Here is an 18385-nt window from a genome sequence, read left to right as displayed (position 1 = left end):
CCGGTTATGCGAGAAGGGTGGAAAATAACATGAGCGCGGATGAAAACAACCTGATTTGGATCGATCTCGAAATGACCGGGCTGGATCCCGAGCGCGATCGCATTATTGAGATTGCAACTCTGGTGACGGACGCTAACCTGAATATTCTGGCCGAAGGGCCGACGATTGCCGTGCATCAGTCCGACGATCAGCTGGCTTTGATGGATGAATGGAACGTGCGCACCCACACCGGTAGCGGCCTGGTGGATCGCGTGAAGGCCAGCACGTTGGGCGATCGCGAGGCAGAACTGGCGACGCTTGAGTTCCTGAAACAATGGGTTCCGGCAGGTAAATCGCCTATCTGTGGGAATAGCATTGGCCAGGATCGCCGTTTCCTGTTTAAGTACATGCCGGAGCTGGAGTCTTACTTCCACTACCGCTATCTGGATGTCAGTACCCTGAAAGAGCTGGCGCGCCGCTGGAAACCTGAAATCCTTGATGGGTTTAAAAAGCAGGGGACGCACCAGGCGATGGACGATATTCGTGAGTCTGTGGCAGAGCTTGCGTACTACCGCGAAAACTTTATTAAGCTGTGATTTTGAGATCCGGCGCCTTGCGTAGCCGGGTTTTTGTCGTTAAATTGTTCAGCTTGCCGATTTAATAAGCATTTGAACTGAATTTCGAAAAAATCGCTTTAAGGGGGGTTGCAGCTAAAAGGATTTCTCGTATAATGCGCCTCCCGTAACGACAGTGAATTACACGTTACGACAGCAACAAAAGCAGTACAGATTTGCGGGAATAGCTCAGTTGGTAGAGCACGACCTTGCCAAGGTCGGGGTCGCGAGTTCGAGTCTCGTTTCCCGCTCCAAAATTTGAAAAGTGCTTTCACAGCACAGACTGCCCAAGCGGGAATAGCTCAGTTGGTAGAGCACGACCTTGCCAAGGTCGGGGTCGCGAGTTCGAGTCTCGTTTCCCGCTCCAAAATTTGAAAGTGCTTTCAGAGCACGGACCACCCAAGCGGGAATAGCTCAGTTGGTAGAGCACGACCTTGCCAAGGTCGGGGTCGCGAGTTCGAGTCTCGTTTCCCGCTCCAAATTCTTCTTCATATTTAAAGTATCCACAGCGAAAAGAGTCGTTGGGGACGTTTTCTATTTCTTCTGAAATACTCTTGTGAACAGAGTTATCCACAGATTCCGTCTTTAATCCTGACTGTGCAGAAAGTTAGCAGGGTGAATAATATCCTTCCAAGTGATTGTATAAATTGAAGAAAATTTGATTTCAAAATGTTATTGAGATCACTTGACCTCTTCTCAAGCCCAGATGGCGCTTGAGTTTTTATTTTTATACACAGGCTGTGAATAGTTCACGCATCCCGCGTAAGTCCTTTTTCGATGACCCTGACCAGCCGCTGTTTTTTCGGAAGCTGCACCTCAACCACACAGGCATTACGCTTCTCAATCTGCTGCGCAATCGCCCATTCTATGTGTTCATCAAGAAGTGGGTGCTCACCTCTACGGCTTTCAAGAGCCTGAATGTTCGCTTCATCCCACGGGGCATTACCCAGCGCGACGGCGACATTACGCAGCCAGCGCAGATGACCGATACGACGAATGGCCGAGCCTTCCGTCACTTTCAGGAACCAGGCTTCGCTCCAGGCGAACAGTTCGATGAGTTGTGGCGCATGCAGCGCCTTACGCGGGCTGAAATCCTCTTCATCCGTAAGCTGCGAATAACGGTTCCACGGGCAGATCAGCTGGCAGTCATCGCAGCCGTATATGCGGTTGCCGATAAGTGGTCGAAACTCCTCCGGAATGGCCCCTTCCAGTTCGATAGTGAGATAGGAGATGCAGCGACGGGCATCAACGGTATAAGGCTCAACGATAGCCCCCGTCGGGCAGATGGTCATGCAGGCCACGCACCGGCCACAGCCTTCCTCCACCGGGCCGTCTATCGGTAACGGTAAATCAATCAGCAATTCGCCAAGGAAGAAGAACGATCCGGCGTCACGGCTAAGGATAAGTGAGTGCTTACCTGTCCAGCCAAGCCCGGCTTTTTCAGCGATCGGGCGCTCAAGAATAGGCGCGGAATCAACAAAGGGTCTAAAATTCAGCGAAACACAGTGCTGCTGAATAGTTTCCCCGAGTTTTTTTAAACGGTTACGCAGAAGCTTATGGTAATCACGCCCCAGGGCGTACCGGCTAACGTAACCCAGAGAGGGATTTTTTAGCGTGCGCGCAAAAGCTGCGTTGGCAGGCAGATAGTTCATGCGTACGCTGATGACGCGCAAGGTACCCGGTAAAAGCTCGTGTGGGCGGGCACGCATCATGCCGTGACGCGCCATCCACTCCATTTCGCCGTGGTATTGTTTGTCCAGCCAGGCCTGCAGTTTTGGCTCGCTGGCGGAGAGGTCGGTGTCGGTAATACCCACCTTCTGGAAGCCAAGCTCAGCACCCCACTGTTTTATTTTTTGCGCTAACTCATTGAGATCGAGGGGCTGTGACATGACGGACCATACAGTGAAGAAAAACCCCGCAAGTATACCACATTCCATCTGGCATGCGGATGACCTCCGGCGTGCCGAAAAAGAGGCTGCAGACAGCCTCGGGATCACCCTTTATGAACTGATGCAGCGTGCGGGTGAGGCAGCATTTACCGTTGCCCGCAGCGCCTGGCCGCAATCCACCCACTGGCTGATTTTGTGCGGACACGGCAATAACGGCGGGGACGGCTACGTCGTTGCCCGTCTTGCGGTAGCTGCCGGTATTCGCGTTACGCTGCTGGCGCTGGAAAGTGATAAGCCCCTGCCGGAAGAGGCCAGCGCAGCGCGGGAGGCATGGCTGAATGCCGGTGGTGTGATTCATGCGCCTGATATCGTCTGGCCGGAGGATGTCGATCTGATTATTGATGGTCTGCTGGGTACCGGGCTGCGCAGTGCTCCCCGCGAGAATATTGCCGCGCTGATTGAACACGCCAACAGACATTGCGCCCCGGTAGTGGCGCTGGATATCCCTTCAGGCCTGAACGCGCAAACCGGCGCGACGCCTGGCGCCGTCATCCAGGCTGCGCACACCGTGACCTTCATTGCTTTGAAGCCGGGTCTGTTAACCGGTAAAGCACGGGATGTGGTCGGCGTATTACACCATAACGCGCTCGGGCTGGAGGGCTGGCTAGCCGGGCAGGAAATGCGCATCGCCCGTTTTGATGCATCGCTGCTGACTGAGTGGTTTCCGCCACGCCGTCCGACATCCCATAAGGGCGACCACGGCAGGCTGGTGATTATTGGTGGCGATCGCGGTACGGCAGGGGCGATTCGCATGACCGGCGAGGCAGCATTACGCAGCGGTGCTGGTTTAGTGCGAATTCTCACTCGTATTGAGAACATTGCACCGCTAATCACAGCCCGACCGGAGCTGATGGTGCATGAGCTTACGCCCCAGACGCTTGAGGAAAGCCTCGAATGGGCGGATGTCGTGGTCATTGGCCCAGGGCTTGGGCAACAGGGATGGGGTAAACAGGCCCTGCAAAAAGTCGAGAATTTTCGTAAACCGATGCTGTGGGATGCCGACGCGCTTAACCTTCTGGCAATAAACCCGGATAAGCGTCACAATCGCATCCTGACGCCACACCCCGGCGAAGCCGCGCGCCTGCTTAACTGCAGCGTCGCAGAAATTGAAAGCGATCGCTTACTTTCTGCTCAGCGTCTGGTAAAACGTTACGGAGGTGTTGCCGTTTTGAAAGGGGCAGGAACCGTCGTTGCCAGTGACGAGGCGCTGGGCATTATTGATGCCGGAAATGCGGGCATGGCGAGCGGCGGTATGGGCGACGTGCTTTCCGGTATCATCGGCGCATTGCTTGGACAGAAACTTCCCCTTTATGATGCAGCCTGTGCGGGCTGCGTGGCCCACGGTGTCGCGGCAGATAAACTGGCGGCGCGATATGGGACACGCGGTATGCTGGCCACCGATCTTTTTTGCACGCTACGGCGTGTTGTTAACCCGGATGTGATTGACGTAGAAAATGACTAATCGAGCGATTCCTTTACCTGATGAACAAGCCACTTTAGATCTCGGCAAGCGCGTGGCGCAGGCCTGTCAGGGGGCAACCGTCATTTATCTGTATGGTGATTTGGGGGCGGGTAAAACCACTTTCAGCCGGGGTTTTTTGCAGGCGTTAGGGCATAACGGGAATGTGAAAAGCCCAACCTACACGCTCGTCGAGCCGTACACCCTCGACAATCTCATGGTGTACCACTTTGATTTATATCGCCTTGCGGATCCTGAGGAGCTGGAATTTATGGGGATCCGTGATTATTTTGCCAATGATGCCATCTGCCTGGTGGAGTGGCCGCAACAAGGTGCGGGTGTGTTACCTGACCCGGATGTCGAAATTCACATAGATTACCAGGCACAAGGGCGTGAGGCTCGCATCAGTGCGGTTTCCTCATCAGGGTGTTCCTTACTGGCGCGTCTCGCCGGTTAAGCGTAGGGATGACGGGATGAAAAATCGCGTTAAAGGTTGGCTGTTAGCTGCTTCGGTGCTGCTGTGCGCGCAGGCCGGGGCGGCAAGCCTCTCGGATATTCAGGTGTCAAACGGCGAAAGCCAGGCCCGGATCACGTTTAGCTTTATGGGTGACCCTGAATACGCTTTTTCACAGCCAGACAGCCACAGCGTGGCGCTGGATATCAAACAGACCGGGGTGATTCAGGGGCTCCCGCTTCGGTTCAGCGGTAACAACCTGGTGAAAAGTATCCGCTCGGGTAACCCGCAGGACAGCCAGTCATTGCGCCTGGTGGTGGATCTCACCGAAAAGGGCAAAACGAAAGCGGTTAAGCAGCAAAACGGCGCGAACTATACGGTAGTTTTTACCATCAATGCCGACGTTCCGCCGCCGCCTCCGCCACCACAGGTTGTCGCGAAACGCGTGGAGGAGCCTGTGTATACTCCGCGTCCATCGGAACCCGCGCGTAATCCGTTTAAATCGCAGAACGATCGCATTACCGCAGCAACCAGCAGCAATACGGTAACGCGTCCGGCGGCCAGTGCGCGCCGCGCGGTCAGCGGTGATAAAGTGATTATCGCCATTGATGCCGGACACGGTGGTCAGGATCCGGGTGCGATTGGCCCGGGCGGCACGCGGGAGAAAAACGTCACAATTGCCATTGCCCGCAAGCTGCGCGCGCTGCTGAATGACGATCCTATGTTTAAAGGCGTGTTGACCCGCGACGGCGACTATTTTATTTCCGTTATGGGCCGCTCGGACGTGGCGCGTAAGCAAAATGCCAATTTCCTGGTCTCTATTCATGCGGATGCTGCGCCAAACCGCAGTGCCACGGGCGCGTCTGTGTGGGTGCTGTCAAACCGCCGGGCAAACAGCGAGATGGCAAACTGGCTGGAAGAGCATGAGAAACAGTCAGAACTGCTGGGCGGTGCGGGTGATGTGCTGGCAAACAGTCAGTCAGACCCGTACCTCAGCCAGGCGGTACTGGATTTACAGTTCGGTCATTCCCAGCGCGTCGGGTATGATGTCGCCACTAACGTGTTGAATCAGCTGCAGGGCATCGGGGCATTGCACAAGCGTCGCCCGGAACATGCGAGCCTGGGCGTGTTGCGTTCGCCGGATATTCCGTCAATTCTGGTGGAGACCGGCTTTATCAGCAACAACGCCGAAGAGCGCCTGCTGGGAAGCGACAGCTATCAGCAGCAAATTGCCGAAGCGATTTATAACGGTCTGCGTAAATACTTTGACGCGCACCCGCTGCAGTCCGCGCCGTCGGGCGGAGCAGGCCAGGTGGCCAACGCTTCACTGCCGGGTGGGATGACCGCGACCAACTAAGGAGACATCATGCCGATTCAGGTTCTACCGCCGCAGCTTGCGAACCAAATCGCCGCCGGTGAGGTGGTGGAACGTCCTGCATCGGTGGTGAAGGAACTGGTGGAAAACAGCCTCGATGCGGGAGCTACCCGCATTGATATTGATATCGAACGCGGCGGGGCGAAACTTATCCGCATTCGCGATAACGGCTGTGGGATAAAAAAAGACGAGCTGGCGCTGGCGCTGGCGCGTCATGCAACCAGTAAAATTGCCTCTCTGGACGATCTTGAAGCAATAATCAGCCTCGGCTTTCGCGGCGAGGCGCTCGCCAGTATTAGCTCGGTTTCCCGCCTGACGTTGACCTCTCGTACCGCTGAACAGCAGGAAGCCTGGCAGGCTTACGCCGAAGGGCGCGACATGGATGTGACGGTTAAACCCGCGGCGCATCCTGTCGGTACCACGCTGGAAGTGCTGGATCTGTTCTACAACACCCCCGCCCGACGCAAGTTTATGCGTACCGAAAAAACCGAATTCGGCCATATCGACGAGATCATTCGTCGTATCGCGCTGGCGCGTTTTGACGTCACCATTAATCTCAGCCATAACGGCAAGGTGATGCGCCAGTATCGCGCGGTGGCGGAGGGCGGGCAGAAAGAGCGCCGTTTAGGGGCTATCTGCGGAACGCCATTTCTGGAACAGGCGCTGGCGATAGAGTGGCAGCATGGCGATCTCGCTTTACGTGGCTGGGTGGCCGACCCGAACGCCAGCAGTGCGGCTTTCTCTGAAATTCAGTATTGCTACGTGAATGGCCGCATGATGCGCGACCGCCTCATTAACCACGCCATTCGTCAGGCCTGTGAAGACAAGCTTGGGGCCGATCAGCAACCGGCTTTTGTGCTTTATCTGGAGATCGACCCGCATCAGGTCGATGTTAACGTTCACCCCGCCAAGCATGAGGTGCGCTTCCATCAGTCGCGTCTGGTGCATGATTTTATCTATCAGGGCGTGCTGAGCGTATTGCAACAGCAGGTTGAGCCTGCATTGCCGCTGGAAAAAGACGATTCCTCACCGCGTCCCATCCCGGAAAACCGTGTCGCAGCGGGCCGCAACCATTTTGCGCAGCCCGCTGTCGCGCGAGAGCCGGAAACGCCTCGATTCTCAACCGGTGCGAGCACGACGCGTCCGACGGGAGCAAACTATCCGAACGCTCAACCCGGCTATCAAAAGCAGCAGGGGGCGTTGTACCGTAAGTTGCTGGAAACGCCTGCTGTTGAGCGCAAAGATCACGTTGCAGTGGCGACACCGTCCCTTGAAGGGCACAGCCAGAGTTTCGGGCGAGTGCTGACGATTATCGCACCGGATATGGCATTGCTAGAACGCGACGGTAAATTGCAGCTTCTGGCGTTACCGGTTGCCGAACGCTGGCTCAAACAGGCGCAACTGACGCCAGGGGAAAATGCGGCCTGTGCGCAGCCGTTATTGATCCCGGTTCGTCTGAAAATATCCACTGAAGAAACGCGGGTATTGCAGCGTACAGAGGCCCTACTGGCGCAAATGGGCATTGAAATGGTGCTCGAACCACAACATGTGACAATTCGCGCAGTGCCTTTACCCTTACGCCAACAAAATTTACAAAACTTGATTCCTGAACTGATAGGCTACCTGGCGCAGCAAACATCGTTTGAGGCCGCCAACACCGCGCAGTGGATCGCTCGCCATCTGGCCAGTGAACATACACCGTGGAGTATGGCGCAGGCGATTACCGTGCTGGCGGAGGTCGAACGCCTCTGCCCACAGCTGGTGAAAGCGCCACCGGGTGGGTTATTACAACCTGTTGATTTGAAAACGGCGATGACCGCCCTGAAACATGACTGACGTAAGTAAGGCGAGCCTGCCAAAGGCAATTTTTTTAATGGGCCCAACGGCCTCCGGCAAAACGGCGTTAGCCATTGAGTTACGCAAAGTTTTGCCTGTAGAGTTGATTAGCGTTGATTCCGCCCTCATCTATCGGGGGATGGACATTGGTACGGCGAAGCCTGGCGCAGAAGAACTGCGTGCGGCACCGCACCGTTTGCTGGATATTCTCGACCCGGCAGAGGCTTACTCCGCAGCGGATTTCCGCCGGGATGCCTTAGCCGAGATGGCCGAGATTACGGCGGCGGGACGTATACCGCTGTTGGTTGGCGGCACCATGCTCTACTTTAAGGCGCTGCTGGAAGGATTATCACCTTTACCTTCCGCAGATCCTGACGTGAGAGCAAAGATTGAGCAACAGGCGGCAGAGCAGGGATGGGACGTGTTGCATAAGCAACTGGCAGAGATTGACCCGGTTGCGGCAGCGCGAATCCATCCAAATGATCCGCAAAGGCTTTCCCGGGCACTGGAAGTTTTTTTCATTTCGGGTAAAACTTTAACGGAACTGACGCAAACGTCAGGAGACGCTCTGCCGTATCAGGTGCATCAGTTCGCCATCGCCCCGGCGAGCCGTGAACTGCTCCATCAACGAATTGAGCAGCGTTTTCATCAGATGTTAGCTTCAGATTTTGAAGCAGAAGTGCGGGCGCTATTTGCCCGTGGAGATTTGCATACGGATATGCCTTCCGTTCGTTGTGTGGGATACCGCCAGATGTGGTCGTATCTTGAAGGTGAGATTTCATACGATGAAATGGTTTATCGAGGTGTTTGCGCCACGAGACAGTTAGCGAAGCGCCAGATCACCTGGTTGCGCGGTTGGGAGGGAGTTCACTGGTTAGACAGTGAAAAACCGCAACAGGCGTTAAACGAGGTGATTGAGGTTGTTGGTGATATCGCCCACTGAATGTGTACAATTGAGACGTATCGTGCGCAATTTTTCAGAATCGCAAGGTTCTAAGTACAAAACAAGCATATAAGGAAAAGATAGAATGGCTAAGGGGCAATCTTTACAAGATCCGTTCCTGAACGCATTGCGTCGGGAACGTGTTCCAGTTTCTATTTATTTGGTGAATGGTATTAAGCTGCAAGGTCAGATTGAGTCTTTCGATCAGTTTGTGATCCTGTTGAAAAACACGGTCAGTCAGATGGTCTACAAGCACGCTATCTCTACTGTTGTTCCGTCCCGTCCAGTCTCTCATCACAGCAATAACGCTGGCGGCGGCACTGGCAGTAACTACCATCATGGCAGCAACGCGCAGGGTTCTTCAACGCCAGCGCAGGACAGCGACGAAACCGAATAAGGTTTCAGCTGTTATCCACACGGGGAGCCAGGGATCCTGCGTTCCCCGCTGATCTTTTTAGAGAGGTTTACGCTTGTTTGACCGTTATGATGCCGGTGAGCAGGCGGTGCTGGTACACATCTATTTTTCGCAAGACAAAGATATGGAAGATCTCCAGGAGTTTGAATCTCTGGTCTCTTCCGCCGGTGTCGAAGCAATGCAGGTGATTACCGGTAGCCGTAAAGCGCCGCACCCAAAGTATTTTGTTGGTGAAGGTAAAGCAGTAGAAATTGCGGATGCCGTAAAAGCAACCGGCGCGTCAGTCGTGTTGTTTGATCATGCGCTGTCTCCAGCCCAGGAGCGCAACCTGGAAGCTCTCTGCGAATGCCGTGTGATCGACCGCACGGGATTGATTTTAGACATTTTTGCTCAGCGTGCACGTACCCATGAAGGGAAATTGCAGGTTGAGCTTGCACAGCTGCGCCATCTGGCGACGCGTCTGGTGCGTGGCTGGACCCACCTTGAAAGACAAAAAGGCGGGATCGGTTTGCGCGGTCCGGGTGAAACCCAGCTCGAAACCGACCGTCGTTTACTGCGTGGCCGTATTACCCAGATCCTCTCGCGTCTGGAACGTGTAGAGAAACAGCGTGAACAGGGGCGTCGGGCGCGAACCAAAGCTGACATCCCGACCGTGTCGCTGGTGGGTTATACCAACGCCGGTAAATCCACCCTGTTTAACCAGATAACCGAGGCCCAGGTTTATGCCGCAGACCAGCTGTTTGCGACCCTGGACCCTACGCTGCGTCGTATTGACGTAGCAGACGTGGGTGAAACGGTGCTGGCGGATACCGTAGGGTTTATCCGCCATTTGCCACACGATCTGGTGGCGGCGTTTAAAGCGACGTTGCAGGAGACGCGACAAGCGACCCTGCTGCTGCACGTGATTGATGCGGCTGACGTACGCGTGCAGGAGAACATCGACGCGGTGAACGTGGTGCTGGAAGAGATTGATGCCCACGAAATTCCCACGCTGTTGGTGATGAACAAGATCGATATGCTGGAGGATTTCGAACCGCGTATCGACCGAGATGAAGAGAACAAACCGATTCGGGTCTGGCTTTCTGCTCAGACCGGTATTGGTGTGCCACTGCTTTTCCAGGCTTTGACAGAGCGTCTTTCCGGTGAGGTAGCGCAGCACACGCTGCGCCTGCCGCCACAGGAAGGCAGGCTGCGAAGCCGGTTTTATCAGCTTCAGGCGATAGAAAAAGAGTGGATGGAGGATGACGGCAGCGTGGGGATGCAGGTGCGTATGCCGATCGTTGACTGGCGTCGCCTCTGTAAACAAGAACCTGCGCTGGCGGACTATATCGTCTGATCAGAAAGGGGAAGCCTGAAAAATTCGCCCTTGCATAACAAATATGGAGCATATACATGGCGTGGAATCAGCCCGGTAATAACGGACAAGACCGCGACCCGTGGGGAAGCAGCAATAATCAAGGCGGCAACTCTGGGGGAAATGGCAATAAAGGTGGTCGCGAGCAGGGGCCGCCGGATCTGGATGATATCTTCCGCAAGCTGAGCAAAAAGCTTGGTGGCCTGGGCGGAGGAAAAGGTTCTGGCTCAGGGGGTAATTCCACTCAGAGTCCGCGCCCGCCAATGGGTGGCCGCGTAGTGGGCATTGTGGCCGCTGCGGTGGTAATCATCTGGGCAGCCAGCGGGTTCTACACCATTAAAGAAGCAGAACGCGGCGTGGTCACCCGTTTCGGTAAGTTCAGCCATCTGGTTGAGCCGGGCCTGAACTGGAAGCCGACCTTCATTGACGACGTGACAGCGGTAAACGTGGAGTCCGTCCGTGAACTGGCCGCCTCTGGCGTGATGCTGACGTCTGATGAGAACGTGGTGCGCGTTGAGATGAACGTCCAGTACCGCGTGACCGATCCTGAACGTTATCTGTTTAGCGTAACCAGCGCCGATGACAGCCTGCGTCAGGCGACTGATAGCGCCCTGCGTGGTGTGATTGGTAAATACACCATGGACCGCATTCTCACCGAAGGTCGTACCGTTATTCGTAGCGATACCCAGCGCGAGCTGGAGGAGACCATTCGTCCGTACAACATGGGTATCACCCTGCTGGACGTTAACTTCCAGGCTGCTCGTCCGCCGGAAGAGGTGAAGGCCGCATTTGATGATGCAATTGCTGCCCGTGAAAACGAACAGCAGTACATCCGTGAAGCGGAAGCGTACACCAACGAAGTTCAGCCACGTGCTAACGGTCAGGCGCAGCGTATTCTGGAAGAAGCACGCGCGTATAAGACGCAGACCATCCTGGAAGCACAGGGTGAAGTGGCTCGCTTCGCGAAGATTCTGCCGGAATATAAAGCAGCGCCAGAAATTACCCGTGAGCGTCTCTATATCGAGACCATGGAAAAAGTGCTGAGCCATACCCGCAAAGTGTTGGTTAACGACAGCAAAGGTGGAAACCTGATGGTGCTGCCGCTGGATCAGATGCTGAAGGGCGGTTCTGCACCGGCCGCGAAAGACACCAGCGGAGCGAACAACCTGCTGCGTCTGCCGCCAGCGTCATCGGGCAGCGCCAGCGCGAACACAACGCCTTCTTCGAACGATGGTGACATTATGGACCAACGCCGTGCTAACGCGCAGCGTAACGACTACCAGCGTCAGGGGGAATAAGGATGCGTAAGTCAGTTATTGCGATCATCGTCATCGTACTGGTCGTGCTGTATACCTCGATCTTTGTGGTGAAAGAGGGCGAGCGTGGGATCAAGTTCCAGTTCAGCAGCGTCGTGCGTGACAGTGACAAACGTCCGGTGATTTACGAACCGGGTCTGCACTTCAAGGTGCCGTTCATTCAGTCAGTGAAAACGCTGGATGCGCGTATCCAGACTATGGATAACCAGGCTGACCGTTTCGTGACCAAAGAGAAGAAAGACCTGATCGTTGATTCCTACATCAAATGGCGCATCAGCGATTTCAGCCGTTACTTCCTGGCAACCGGTGGTGGCGACGTTTCTCAGGCGGAAGTGCTGCTGAAACGTAAGTTCTCTGACCGTCTGCGTTCTGAAATTGGTCGTCTGGATGTGAAAGACATCGTGACCGACTCCCGCGGTCGTCTGACCCTGGAAGTGCGCGATGCGCTGAATTCCGGTACAGCGGGCACGGAAGACGAAGTGGAAACGCCAGCAGCGGATGACGCGATTGCGAAAGCAGCTGAACGCGTTCAGGCTGAAACCAACGGTAAAGTGCCGGTGATCAACCCGAACAGTATGGCTGCGCTGGGTATCGAAGTGGTTGACGTGCGTATCAAGCAGATCAACCTGCCAGCTGAAGTGTCCGAAGCGATCTACAACCGTATGCGCGCCGAGCGTGAAGCTGTAGCCCGTCGCCACCGTTCACAAGGCCAGGAAGAGGCTGAGAAGCTGCGTGCGGCAGCGGACTACGAAGTTACCAAGACGTTGGCGGAATCTGAACGTCAGGGCCGTATTCTGCGCGGTGAAGGTGATGCGGAAGCGGCGAAGCTGTTCGCTGATGCCTTCAGCCAGGATCCCGACTTCTACGCCTTTATCCGTAGCCTGCGTGCTTACGAGAATAGCTTCCAGAGCAACCAGGATGTGATGGTGCTCAGCCCGGACAGCGATTTCTTCCGTTATATGAAGACGCCGACTAACGCAACACGATAAACTCTGGCACGTTTGAGTATTCAAACCACCGCTCCCTCCGGAGCGGTGGTTTTCTTTTATAAGGAATAAAAATGAATTCAACCATTTGGCTGGCGCTGGCCCTGGTGTTAGTGCTGGAAGGCCTGGGACCGATGCTTTATCCGCGTGCCTGGCGCCGCATGATCGCGACCATGAGCCAACTTCCGGATAATATTTTGCGCCGTTTCGGCGGTGGACTTGTGGTTGCTGGCATCGTGATCTACTACATGTTGAGGAAAACGATTGGCTGATCAAAAAGTGGTCGGATTTGGCGTATTTTGAGGTCAAAAAGTGCTGTATATCTGAAAAAGCGATGGTAGAATCCATTTTTAAGCAAACGGTGATTTTGAAAAAAATGGGTAACAACGTCGTCGTACTGGGCACCCAATGGGGTGACGAAGGTAAAGGGAAGATTGTTGATCTTCTGACTGAACGGGCTAAATATGTTGTACGCTACCAGGGCGGTCACAACGCAGGCCATACTCTCGTAATCAACGGTGAAAAAACCGTCCTCCATCTTATTCCATCAGGCATTCTTCGCGAAAACGTCACCAGCATCATCGGTAACGGCGTTGTGCTGTCTCCCGCTGCGCTGATGAAAGAGATGAAGGGTCTGGAAGACCGTGGTATCCCTGTTCGTGAGCGTCTGCTGCTCTCCGAAGCCTGCCCGCTGATCCTGGATTATCACGTGGCTTTGGACGTCGCGCGTGAGAAAGCACGTGGTGCGAAAGCGATCGGTACCACCGGTCGTGGTATCGGCCCGGCTTATGAAGATAAAGTGGCACGTCGCGGTCTGCGCGTGGGCGATCTCTTCGACAAAGCCACCTTCGCTGAAAAACTGAAAGAAGTGATGGAATATCACAACTTCCAGCTGGTGAACTTCTACAAAGCTGACGCTGTTGACTACCAGAAAGTGCTGGATGACGTCATGGCGATTGCAGACATTCTGACCGGTATGGTTGTTGATGTGTCCGATCTGCTGGACCAGGCGCGCAAGCGTGGCGATTTCGTCATGTTCGAAGGTGCGCAGGGTACGCTGCTGGACATCGACCACGGTACCTATCCGTACGTAACCTCTTCTAACACCACCGCAGGTGGCGTGGCGACCGGCTCTGGCCTGGGTCCACGTTATGTGGATTACGTTCTGGGCATCATCAAAGCTTACTCCACGCGTGTGGGGGCAGGTCCATTCCCGACCGAGCTGTTTGATGAAACCGGCGAGTTCCTCTGCAAGCAGGGTAACGAGTATGGCGCGACCACCGGTCGTCGTCGTCGTACCGGCTGGTTGGACGCGGTTGCTGTGCGTCGTGCCGTGCAGATCAACTCCCTGTCTGGCTTCTGCCTGACCAAGCTGGACGTGCTGGACGGCCTGAAAGAAGTGAAAATCTGCGTCGGCTACCGTATGCCAGACGGCCGTGAAGTGACCACGACTCCGCTGGCCGCTGATGACTGGGAAGGCATTGAGCCAATTTACGAAACCATGCCGGGCTGGTCTGAGACCACTTTCGGTGTGAAAGAGCGTAGTGGCCTGCCACAGGCGGCGCTGGATTACATCAAGCGTATTGAAGAACTGACCGAAGTGCCGATCGATATTATTTCTACCGGCCCGGATCGTACTGAAACGATGATCCTGCGCGACCCGTTCGACGCATAATCTTCGTGAATGCTGGCCTGCGGGGAAACTCGTAGGCCGGATAAGCGTAGCGCCATCCGGCGACCGCTCCTGGATCTCCGCTTTTTCGCCCCGTCTGTCAAATAAATTAGCCGCTATCTATCTGGCTGGTTTATCATCATTAATGAATATCTCTGCGGTTTGACCGCGTTTTCCCTTTTTCCTGAGGTTGATGTGCAGTTAACAAGTTTCACCGATTACGGCTTACGTGCGCTGATTTACATGGCGTCGTTACCCGATGGGAAGATGACCAGTATCTCTGAAGTGACGGAGGTATACGGCGTATCTCGTAATCATATGGTCAAAATAATCAATCAACTTAGTCGTGCCGGATACGTTGCTGCCGTCCGCGGGAAGAATGGGGGGATCCGTCTCGGTAAACCGGCGCAGAGTATTCGCATCGGGGATGTGGTACGCGAACTGGAGCCCTTGTCTCTGGTGAACTGCAGCAGTGAGTTTTGCCACATTACACCCGCTTGCCGCCTGAAACAGGCGCTTTCTAAGGCTGTGCAAAGTTTTCTCAAGGAACTGGATAACTACACGCTGGCCGATTTGGTTGAAGAGAATCAACCGCTTTATAAATTATTGCTGGTGGAATGAAGAAAATTTCCACCGGAGCTGACAACGGAGGAACCGACATGTCACAAGATCCTTTCCAGGAACGCGAAGCCGAAAAATACGCGAATCCTATCCCCAGCCGCGAGTTCATCATTGAACACTTAACAAAACGCGAAAAACCCGCCAATCGTGAAGAACTTGCCGTTGAATTAAATATTGAAGGTGAAGAGCAAATTGAAGCCCTTCGCCGTCGCCTGCGTGCCATGGAGCGTGACGGGCAACTGGTCTTTACCCGCCGCCAGTGCTACGCGCTGCCTGAACGCCTCGACTTGCTGAAAGGCACCGTGATTGGGCACCGTGATGGCTTTGGCTTCCTGCGCGTGGAAGGCCGCAAAGATGACCTGTATCTGTCATCTGAACAAATGAAAATGTGTATCCACGGCGACCAGATCCTGGCGCAGCCGCTGGGTGCTGACCGTAAAGGTCGCCGGGAAGCGCGCGTGGTGCGCGTACTGGTGCCAAAAACCAGCCAGATTGTTGGCCGTTACTTCACTGATGCGGGTGTGGGCTTTGTGGTGCCGGACGACAGCCGTCTGAGCTTTGACATCCTGATCCCGCCTGAAGAGGTGATGGGCGCACGCATGGGCTTTGTTGTTGTGGTAGAACTCACTCAGCGCCCAACGCGTCGCACCAAAGCGGTCGGTAAAATCGTGGAAGTCCTGGGCGATAACATGGGCACTGGCATGGCCGTTGATATGGCATTGCGCACCCATGAGATCCCCTACATCTGGCCGAAAGCGGTTGAAGATCAGATCGAAAGTCTGCGTGAAGAAGTGCCGGAAGAGTCCAAAGTGGGCCGCGTGGATCTGCGCTCCCTGCCGCTGGTCACCATTGATGGCGAAGATGCCCGCGACTTCGATGATGCCGTTTACTGTGAGAAAAAACGCGGTGGCGGATGGCGTCTGTGGGTGGCGATTGCGGACGTGAGCTACTATGTGCGTCCGCACACCCCGCTGGATAACGAAGCGCGCAGCCGTGGTACCTCGGTGTATTTCCCCTCTCAGGTAATACCGATGCTGCCGGAAGTGCTCTCTAACGGCCTGTGCTCCCTGAACCCGCAGGTTGATCGCCTCTGTATGGTGTGTGAGATGACCATCTCCACCAAAGGGCGCTTAACCGGCTACAAGTTCTATGAAGCGGTCATGAGTTCCCATGCGCGTCTGACCTATACCAAGGTCTGGCATATGTTGCAGGGCGACCAGGATCTGCGCGAACAATACGCGCCGCTGGTCAAGCATATTGAAGAACTGCATAACCTCTACAAAACGCTGGATCAGGCACGCGAAGAGCGCGGCGGGATCTCGTTCGAGAGCGAAGAAGCGAAGTTTATCTTCAACGCAGAGCGTCGCATTGAGCGTATCGAGCAGACCCAGCGTAATGATGCGCACAAGCTGATCGAAGAGTGTATGATCCTGGCGAACATCTCGGCAGCGCGTTTCGTTGAGAAAGCCAAAGAGCCAGCGCTGTTCCGTATTCACGATAAGCCGTCAACGGAAGCCATCACCGCGTTCCGTTCAGTACTGGCGGAACTGGGTCTGGAGCTGCCTGGCGGCAACAAGCCTGAACCGCGCGATTACGCCGAGCTGCTGGAGTCCATTGGCGACCGTCCTGATGCAGAAATGCTGCAGACGATGCTGTTGCGTTCGATGAAGCAGGCGATTTACGATCCGGAAAACCGGGGACACTTCGGCCTGGCGTTGCAGTCTTACGCGCATTTCACCTCGCCGATCCGTCGCTATCCTGACCTCTCTCTGCACCGCGCGATCAAGTATCTGCTGGCGCAGGAGCAGGGCCATAAAGGGAACACTACCGAAACCGGCGGTTATCACTATTCGATGGAAGAGATGCTGCAGCTCGGTCAGCACTGTTCCATGACCGAGCGTCGTGCTGATGAAGCCACGCGCGACGTAGCGGACTGGCTGAAGTGTGACTTTATGCTGGACCAGGTAGGCAACGTCTTTAAAGGCGTGATTGCCAGCGTGACCGGCTTTGGTTTCTTCGTGCGTCTGGACGAGCTATTTATCGACGGTCTGGTGCACGTCTCCAGCCTGGATAACGACTACTACCGCTTCGACCAGGTTGGTCAGCGCCTGATTGGCGAATCGGGCGGTCAGACCTACCGTCTGGGCGACCGTGTGGAAGTGAAAGTTGAAGCCGTGAATATGGACGACCGTAAAATCGACTTCAGCCTCATCTCCAGCGAGCGTGCGCCGCGTAACGTCGGTAAAACCGAGCGTGAACGGGCGAAAAAAGGCGGAAACGGTAAACCGGGCGGCGGTAAACGTCGTCAGGCGGGTAAGAAGGTAAACTTCGAGCCAGACAGCGCGTTCCGCGGCGAGAAGAAGCAAAAGCCGAAGGCGGCGAAGAAAGACGCTCGCTCAGCGAAAAAACCTTCTGCGAAGACGCAGAAAATCGCTGCTGCCACCAAAGCAAAACGTGCAGCGAAGAAAAAACAGGCGGAGTAAGTTCCGCCCCTCACCCTGACCCTCTCCCCAGTGGGGAGAGGGGAAAGAACAGTCATAATGAGAACCATCAATGAGTGAAATGATTTACGGCATCCACGCGGTGCAGGCCCTTCTCGAGCGCGCACCGGAGCGTTTTCAGGAAGTGTTTATTCTGAAAGGGCGTGAAGACAAACGTCTGATGCCGCTGATCCACGCGCTGGAAGCGCAGGGCGTGGTGATCCAGCTGGCGAACCGTCAGTACCTGGATGAGAAAAGTGAAGGCGCGGTTCACCAGGGCATTATTGCCCGCGTGAAGCCGGGCCGTCAGTATCAGGAAAACGATCTGCCGGATCTTATTGCCACACTGGATAACCCGTTCTTCCTGATCCTTGATGGCGTCACCGATCCACACAATCTCGGCGCATGCCTGCGTAGCGCGGATGCGGCAGGTGTGCATGCTGTGATTGTACCGAAAGATCGCTCCGCGCAGCTGAACGCGACGGCGAAGAAAGTGGCCTGCGGCGCAGCGGAAAACGTTCCGCTGATCCGCGTAACCAACCTGGCGCGTACCATGCGTCTGCTGCAGGAAGAGAATATCTGGATCGTCGGTACCGCGGGTGAGGCAGATCATACCCTGTACCAGAGTAAAATGACCGGACGTCTGGCGCTGGTGATGGGGGCGGAAGGTGAAGGTATGCGCCGTCTGACGCGCGAGCACTGCGACGAGCTGATCAGCATCCCAATGGCGGGCAGCGTGTCGTCCCTGAACGTGTCTGTGGCGACGGGCATCTGCCTGTTTGAAGCGGTTCGTCAGCGTAGCTGATTTTCGCCCGATGGCGCTTCTGTATGACCGGATACATAGGTGACAGATCAGACCGGGAACATAGGTAACACTTTTAGTCTATCCGGAGCACACTCTGGGTTTTTCGGTCGTAGTACGCAAGTGTTAT

16 protein-coding genes and 3 tRNA genes are annotated in these 18385 nt (G+C 55.2%); 18 read left to right on the top strand and 1 reads right to left on the bottom strand.

The window, feature by feature from the left end:
- Positions 1–29: 29 nt before the first annotated feature.
- From orn to ACOTY9_RS21380, 4 genes are all read left to right on the top strand, one after another.
- Positions 30–575, top strand: a complete 546-nt coding sequence (gene orn / locus ACOTY9_RS21395; protein WP_014882221.1) for an oligoribonuclease — start codon at positions 30–32, stop codon at positions 573–575.
- Positions 576–771: 196 nt separating this feature from the next.
- Positions 772–847 (top strand) — tRNA-Gly (locus ACOTY9_RS21390).
- 37 nt (positions 848–884) lie between these two features.
- Positions 885–960: transfer RNA gene (locus tag ACOTY9_RS21385), tRNA-Gly, on the top strand.
- A 36-nt stretch (positions 961–996) separates the two neighbouring features.
- Positions 997–1072 (top strand) — tRNA-Gly (locus ACOTY9_RS21380).
- A gap of 270 nt (positions 1073–1342) precedes the next feature.
- Here the strand turns inward: ACOTY9_RS21380 and queG are convergent.
- Entirely contained in the window at positions 1343–2482 is a 1140-nt protein-coding gene (gene queG, locus ACOTY9_RS21375) for a tRNA epoxyqueuosine(34) reductase QueG (RefSeq protein ID WP_014882222.1), read from the bottom strand.
- Between queG and nnr the strand changes: the two genes are divergently transcribed.
- The 14 genes from nnr (at position 2481) to rlmB (ending at position 18258) form a co-directional block, all read left to right on the top strand.
- The gene (gene nnr / locus ACOTY9_RS21370) at positions 2481–4004 is read left to right on the top strand and encodes a bifunctional ADP-dependent NAD(P)H-hydrate dehydratase/NAD(P)H-hydrate epimerase (protein WP_063862231.1); all 1524 of its coding nucleotides are present in this window, start codon (positions 2481–2483) and stop codon (positions 4002–4004) included. The genes queG and nnr overlap by 2 nt on opposite strands.
- Positions 3997–4458, top strand: coding sequence for a tRNA (adenosine(37)-N6)-threonylcarbamoyltransferase complex ATPase subunit type 1 TsaE (tsaE, locus tag ACOTY9_RS21365; protein WP_014882224.1), 462 nt, complete (start codon positions 3997–3999; stop codon positions 4456–4458). The genes nnr and tsaE overlap by 8 nt, the downstream gene beginning before the upstream one ends.
- Positions 4459–4474: 16 nt before the next feature.
- The gene (gene amiB / locus ACOTY9_RS21360) at positions 4475–5812 is read left to right on the top strand and encodes an N-acetylmuramoyl-L-alanine amidase AmiB (protein ID WP_213782884.1); all 1338 of its coding nucleotides are present in this window, start codon (positions 4475–4477) and stop codon (positions 5810–5812) included.
- 9 nt (positions 5813–5821) lie between these two features.
- Positions 5822–7666 (top strand): DNA mismatch repair endonuclease MutL, encoded by a 1845-nt coding sequence (gene mutL, locus ACOTY9_RS21355; protein ID WP_045134424.1) that lies wholly within the window; start codon positions 5822–5824, stop codon positions 7664–7666.
- Entirely contained in the window at positions 7659–8609 is a 951-nt protein-coding gene (gene miaA, locus ACOTY9_RS21350) for a tRNA (adenosine(37)-N6)-dimethylallyltransferase MiaA (protein ID WP_032629682.1), read from the top strand. Before mutL ends, miaA begins: the two co-directional genes overlap by 8 nt.
- 85 nt (positions 8610–8694) lie before the next feature.
- Entirely contained in the window at positions 8695–9006 is a 312-nt protein-coding gene (hfq, locus tag ACOTY9_RS21345) for an RNA chaperone Hfq (protein WP_008502919.1), read from the top strand.
- A gap of 73 nt (positions 9007–9079) precedes the next feature.
- On the top strand, positions 9080–10360 hold the full coding sequence (hflX, locus tag ACOTY9_RS21340; protein WP_014882228.1) for a ribosome rescue GTPase HflX: 1281 nt from the start codon (positions 9080–9082) through the stop codon (positions 10358–10360).
- 56 nt (positions 10361–10416) lie between these two features.
- Positions 10417–11676: an FtsH protease activity modulator HflK gene (hflK, locus tag ACOTY9_RS21335; RefSeq protein WP_014882229.1), complete on the top strand. Its 1260-nt coding sequence runs from the start codon at positions 10417–10419 to the stop codon at positions 11674–11676.
- A 2-nt stretch (positions 11677–11678) separates the two neighbouring features.
- Positions 11679–12683, top strand: a complete 1005-nt coding sequence (gene hflC / locus ACOTY9_RS21330; protein WP_013095290.1) for a protease modulator HflC — start codon at positions 11679–11681, stop codon at positions 12681–12683.
- Positions 12684–12754: 71 nt separating this feature from the next.
- The gene (locus tag ACOTY9_RS21325) at positions 12755–12952 is read left to right on the top strand and encodes a DUF2065 domain-containing protein (protein ID WP_003855996.1); all 198 of its coding nucleotides are present in this window, start codon (positions 12755–12757) and stop codon (positions 12950–12952) included.
- A gap of 104 nt (positions 12953–13056) precedes the next feature.
- Positions 13057–14355, top strand: coding sequence for an adenylosuccinate synthase (locus ACOTY9_RS21320; protein WP_348566152.1), 1299 nt, complete (start codon positions 13057–13059; stop codon positions 14353–14355).
- 192 nt (positions 14356–14547) lie between these two features.
- Entirely contained in the window at positions 14548–14973 is a 426-nt protein-coding gene (nsrR, locus tag ACOTY9_RS21315; RefSeq protein ID WP_014882230.1) for a nitric oxide-sensing transcriptional repressor NsrR, read from the top strand.
- Positions 14974–15011: 38 nt separating this feature from the next.
- Positions 15012–17456, top strand: coding sequence for a ribonuclease R (rnr, locus tag ACOTY9_RS21310; protein ID WP_014882231.1), 2445 nt, complete (start codon positions 15012–15014; stop codon positions 17454–17456).
- A 70-nt stretch (positions 17457–17526) separates the two neighbouring features.
- Positions 17527–18258, top strand: a complete 732-nt coding sequence (gene rlmB / locus ACOTY9_RS21305) for a 23S rRNA (guanosine(2251)-2'-O)-methyltransferase RlmB (protein WP_348566147.1) — start codon at positions 17527–17529, stop codon at positions 18256–18258.
- Positions 18259–18385: the final 127 nt, after the last annotated feature.

Source organism: Enterobacter cloacae complex sp. SHL012, assembly GCF_049237505.1.
Lineage (GTDB): Bacteria > Pseudomonadota > Gammaproteobacteria > Enterobacterales > Enterobacteriaceae > Enterobacter > Enterobacter kobei.
This window is presented reverse-complemented; position numbering and strand designations above follow the sequence as displayed.